This is a genomic window from Burkholderia sp. LMG 13014, assembly GCF_905232215.1.
Lineage (GTDB): Bacteria > Pseudomonadota > Gammaproteobacteria > Burkholderiales > Burkholderiaceae > Burkholderia.
On record NZ_CAJNKE010000572.1, the window covers coordinates 1 to 3,697 of the forward strand.

Below are 3,697 nucleotides of genomic sequence, written 5' to 3' on the forward strand. Positions count from 1 at the left end.
GTCGCGGTTTCAGCAGCTCGATCTGCACGGGGACGTCGGCGGGCTCGGGCGGCGTGAACGCGTCGCGGTTGCGCATCAGCCAGAACGCGGCGAGCACGTGCAGCACCAGCACGACGACGAGCGCAATGCCCACGCGCAGCCAGTGGCGGGGCAAGGCATGACTCGGACGGAGATCGGCAGGCTGCATGGGCATCGGAACAGGATCGGGGCGCTCGCGTGACGTCGGGCGCGCAGCGCGCGCCACAGGAATCGGACTGTCGAATGCGCCGCGCGTTCGCGCTGCGTGACGGGTCGGGGTCGGGGTCGGGTGCCGGTGCCGTTGCGTCAGGCGTCGCGCGCGTCGGGACTATAGCCGAGTTCGTAAGACAGTTTCTGCGCGCAGGCGCGCAGCGCCGTGTCGATCTCGCCGCCCCATGCAATGTCGAACGAGCCTTCCTGGCCGAGCGCGACGATCGCGAGCGCGAGTTCGCCGACCGCATCGAACACGGGCATGCAGAACGCGTGGATCGTCGGCAGCAGCATCCCCTCGACGCGTGCGGCCTCGTGCTGGCGCACGTCGGCGAGCACCGTGTCGACCTCGTCGAGCGTGCGCGGGCCGCCGTGGTGCGGCGAGCGGCGCGTATCGGCAAGTTCGCGCTCGAGCATCGCGGCGGTCTTGCTGCGCGGCAGGTACGCGGCGAACAGCAGCCCCGTCGCGGAGCCGAGCAGCGGCATCACGTCGCCGAGCTTCAGCGACGCCTTTGCCGGGTGGCTCGATTCCATCCAGTGCACGATCGTCGGCCCCTGGTTGCCCCACACCGCGATGCCGACCGTCTGGTCGAGGCGGTCGCGGAATTCGGTCAGCGCGATCCGCGCGAGCTTCACGCCGTCGACGCGCGCGAGCCGCGCAAGCCCCATCTGCAGCGCGAAGCCGCCGAGTTCGTAGCGGCCCGAGACGGGATCCTGCGATACCACGCCGAGCCGCGAGAAGCTGACCAGGTAGCGGTGCGCCTTCGCAGGACTCATGCCCGCGCGCTGCGCGAGGTCGCGCAGCATCATCGCGCGCGGCTCGCTCGTCAGCACGTCGAGCAGGCGGAAGCCGACCTCGATCGACTGGATGCCGGAGCGGACCTTCTCGCCGTGCTCGCCGGAAGCGGCGTCATCGGTGTCGGAGTCGGCGAGATCGTCGTCGGGAAGCGGGCTGGCGGGCATGGGCGGCAGGTGCGCGAAAAGGCGGCAGGAATCGGGTTGAAAACCGGGCTGAAAAATCGGGGCGAAAACGGCGCGCACAATCGCGGCGCGCCGCAGGGATTCACCATCGTAAAATAGATTCCCTCCATCGTCACTACAACGCCAGAGTCCCCCTATGAAACTTGCTTCGCTGAAGGACGGCACGCGCGACGGCCAGCTGATCGTCGTGTCGCGCGACCTGCATACCGCGGCAATCGCCGACGCGATCGCGCCGACGCTGCAGCGCGTCCTCGACGACTGGGCGTTCTACGCGCCGCAGCTGCGCGACCTGTACGACGCGCTGAACCACGGCCGCGCGCGCAATTCGTTCGCGTTCGATCCGGCCAACTGCATGGCGCCGCTGCCGCGCGCGTTCCAGTGGGCCGACGGCTCCGCGTACGTGAACCACGTCGAGCTCGTGCGCCGCGCGCGCGGCGCGGAGATGCCGCCCGAATTCTGGACCGACCCGCTGATGTACCAGGGCGGCAGCGACGATTTTCTTGGGGCTCGCGACGACGTCGTGTGCCCGTCCGAGGAGTGGGGCATCGATTTCGAGGCGGAAGTCGCGGTGATCACCGGCGACGTGCGGATGAGCGCGTCGCCCGACGAAGCGCTGAAGGCCGTGCGGCTCGTCACGCTCGTGAACGACGTGTCGCTGCGCAACCTGATTCCGGCCGAACTCGCGAAGGGCTTCGGCTTCTTCCAGAGCAAGCCGGCCACCGCGTTCGCGCCGGTCGCCGTGACGCCCGACGAGCTCGGCGACGAATGGCGCGAAGGCCGCGTGCACCGGCCGATGATCGTCCACTGGAACGGCAAGAAGGTCGGCCAGCCCGATGCGGGCACCGACATGGTGTTCCACTTCGGCCAGCTGGTCGCGCATGCGGCGAAGACGCGCAACCTGCGCGCCGGCTCGATCGTCGGCTCCGGCACGGTGTCGAACAAGGACGCGAAGCGCGGCTACTGCTGCATCGCCGAGAAACGCTGCCTCGAGACGATCGAGCACGGCGCGCCGCAGACCGAATTCATGCGCTACGGCGATACCGTGCGTATCGAGATGTTCGACGCGGCCGGCAAGTCGATCTTCGGCGCGATCGAGCAGTCGGTCGCCCCGCCCGACGGCGCGGCGTAAGCCACGCGGCGCTCCGCTTTTGCGAAACCCGGGCCCGGCCCGCGCGCCGGGTTTCGCCTGATGTTTGCCCGCGCGGGCTTGGCTACACTCGATTCAGGGGTTCGAGAACCTCGAGCAAGGAGCAGCGCATGGCCAATCTCGCCGCGTACGGCGGTTACGAAGCACTGAAGGTGACGCGCCGCGACCACGGCGTGCTCGACATCGTGATGAGCGGCGAGGGCGCGAACCGCAGCGGCCTCGCGACCGCGAATGCGCGCATGCATCGCGAGCTCGCCGACATCTGGCGCGACGTCGACCGCGATCCCGACACGCGCGTCGCGGTGATCCGCGGCGAAGGCAAGGGCTTCTCCGCGGGCGGCGATCTCGCGCTCGTCGAGGACATGGCGAACGACTTCGACGTGCGCGCCCGCGTGTGGCGCGAGGCGCGCGACCTCGTCTACAACGTGATCAACTGCAGCAAGCCGATCGTGTCGGCGATGCATGGCCCGGCCGTCGGCGCGGGGCTCGTCGCCGGGCTGCTCGCCGATATCTCGATCGCCGCGAAGGATGCGCGCATCATCGACGGCCACACGCGGCTCGGCGTCGCGGCCGGCGACCACGCGGCGATCGTGTGGCCGCTGCTGTGCGGGATGGCGAAGGCGAAGTACTACCTGCTGCTGTGCGAGCCCGTGAGCGGCGAGGAGGCCGAGCGGATCGGGCTGGTATCGCTCGCGGTCGAGCCGGCCGACCTGCTGCCGAAGGCCTACGAAGTGGCCGAGCGGCTCGCGCACGGTTCGCAGTCGGCGATCCGCTGGACCAAGTACGCATTGAACAACTGGCTGCGCACGGCCGGGCCGACCTTCGATACGTCGCTTGCGCTCGAATTCATGGGTTTTTCCGGGCCCGACGTCCAGGAAGGGATCCGCTCGCTGCGCGAGCGGCGCCCGCCCGCGTTCCCCGGCGACGTGCCGTTCTGACACGCGCTGGCGCTATGATCGATCCAGGCGCGGCTCGCGCGACGCATGGCGGCCGCCTCGCTCCCACCCAGTCAACCAGGATGCCCGTATGACGACCGATGCCTCCGGCTCCAACCCTTTCGCCGGCTTTGCCGGCTTCAAGCCCGCCGACATGATGGACCGCATGTGGGACATGATGCGGATGTCGCCGTTCGGCGGGATGACGTCGTTTCCAGGTGCCACGCAAGGGCTGCCGCCGTCGCTGTCGAGCATGTCCGACATGATGGCGCCGCTCACGAGCGTCGAGGAGCTCGACAAGCGGATCACCGATCTGCGCGCCGTCGAGCAGTGGCTGAAGCTCAATCTCGGGATGCTGCAGTCCGCGATCCAGGCGCTCGAGGTGCAGCGCGCGACGCTCGCGACG

At 69.2% G+C, this 3,697-nt stretch carries 4 protein-coding genes and 1 pseudogene; 3 read left to right on the forward strand and 2 right to left on the reverse strand.

Annotation, left to right across the window (positions count from 1 at the left end; genetic code table 11):
* A pseudogene (locus JYJ84_RS38050) lies at window positions 1-193 on the reverse strand (DUF3108 domain-containing protein); the annotation flags it as partial.
* Between the two features lie 131 nt (window positions 194-324).
* On the reverse strand, window positions 325-1,191 hold the full coding sequence (locus JYJ84_RS31050) for an IclR family transcriptional regulator (RefSeq protein WP_164462630.1): 867 nt from the start codon (window positions 1,189-1,191) through the stop codon (window positions 325-327).
* Window positions 1,192-1,345: 154 nt separating this feature from the next.
* On the opposite strand from JYJ84_RS31050, the gene JYJ84_RS31055 reads away from it, so the two are divergent.
* The 3 genes from JYJ84_RS31055 to JYJ84_RS31065 form a co-directional block, all read left to right on the forward strand.
* Window positions 1,346-2,338 carry a fumarylacetoacetate hydrolase family protein gene (locus tag JYJ84_RS31055; protein WP_122946375.1) on the forward strand — a complete coding sequence of 331 codons (993 nt, stop codon included), beginning with the start codon at window positions 1,346-1,348 and terminating at the stop codon, window positions 2,336-2,338.
* Window positions 2,339-2,466: 128 nt separating this feature from the next.
* Entirely contained in the window at window positions 2,467-3,294 is an 828-nt protein-coding gene (locus JYJ84_RS31060; protein WP_175223276.1) for an enoyl-CoA hydratase/isomerase family protein, read from the forward strand.
* A gap of 88 nt (window positions 3,295-3,382) precedes the next feature.
* Window positions 3,383-3,697, forward strand: a 315-nt coding sequence (locus tag JYJ84_RS31065) for a PhaM family polyhydroxyalkanoate granule multifunctional regulatory protein (protein ID WP_374102145.1), incomplete at its 3' end; no start/stop codon positions are given.

Excerpts from the sequence above, each read along its gene's own strand:
- JYJ84_RS31050 (WP_164462630.1), bottom strand. The coding sequence starts at position 1,191 with ATGCCCGCCAGCCCGCTTCCCGACGACGATCTCGCCGACTCCGACACC.
- JYJ84_RS31055 (WP_122946375.1), top strand. The coding sequence starts at position 1,346 with ATGAAACTTGCTTCGCTGAAGGACGGCACGCGCGACGGCCAGCTGATC.
- JYJ84_RS31060 (WP_175223276.1), top strand. The coding sequence starts at position 2,467 with ATGGCCAATCTCGCCGCGTACGGCGGTTACGAAGCACTGAAGGTGACG.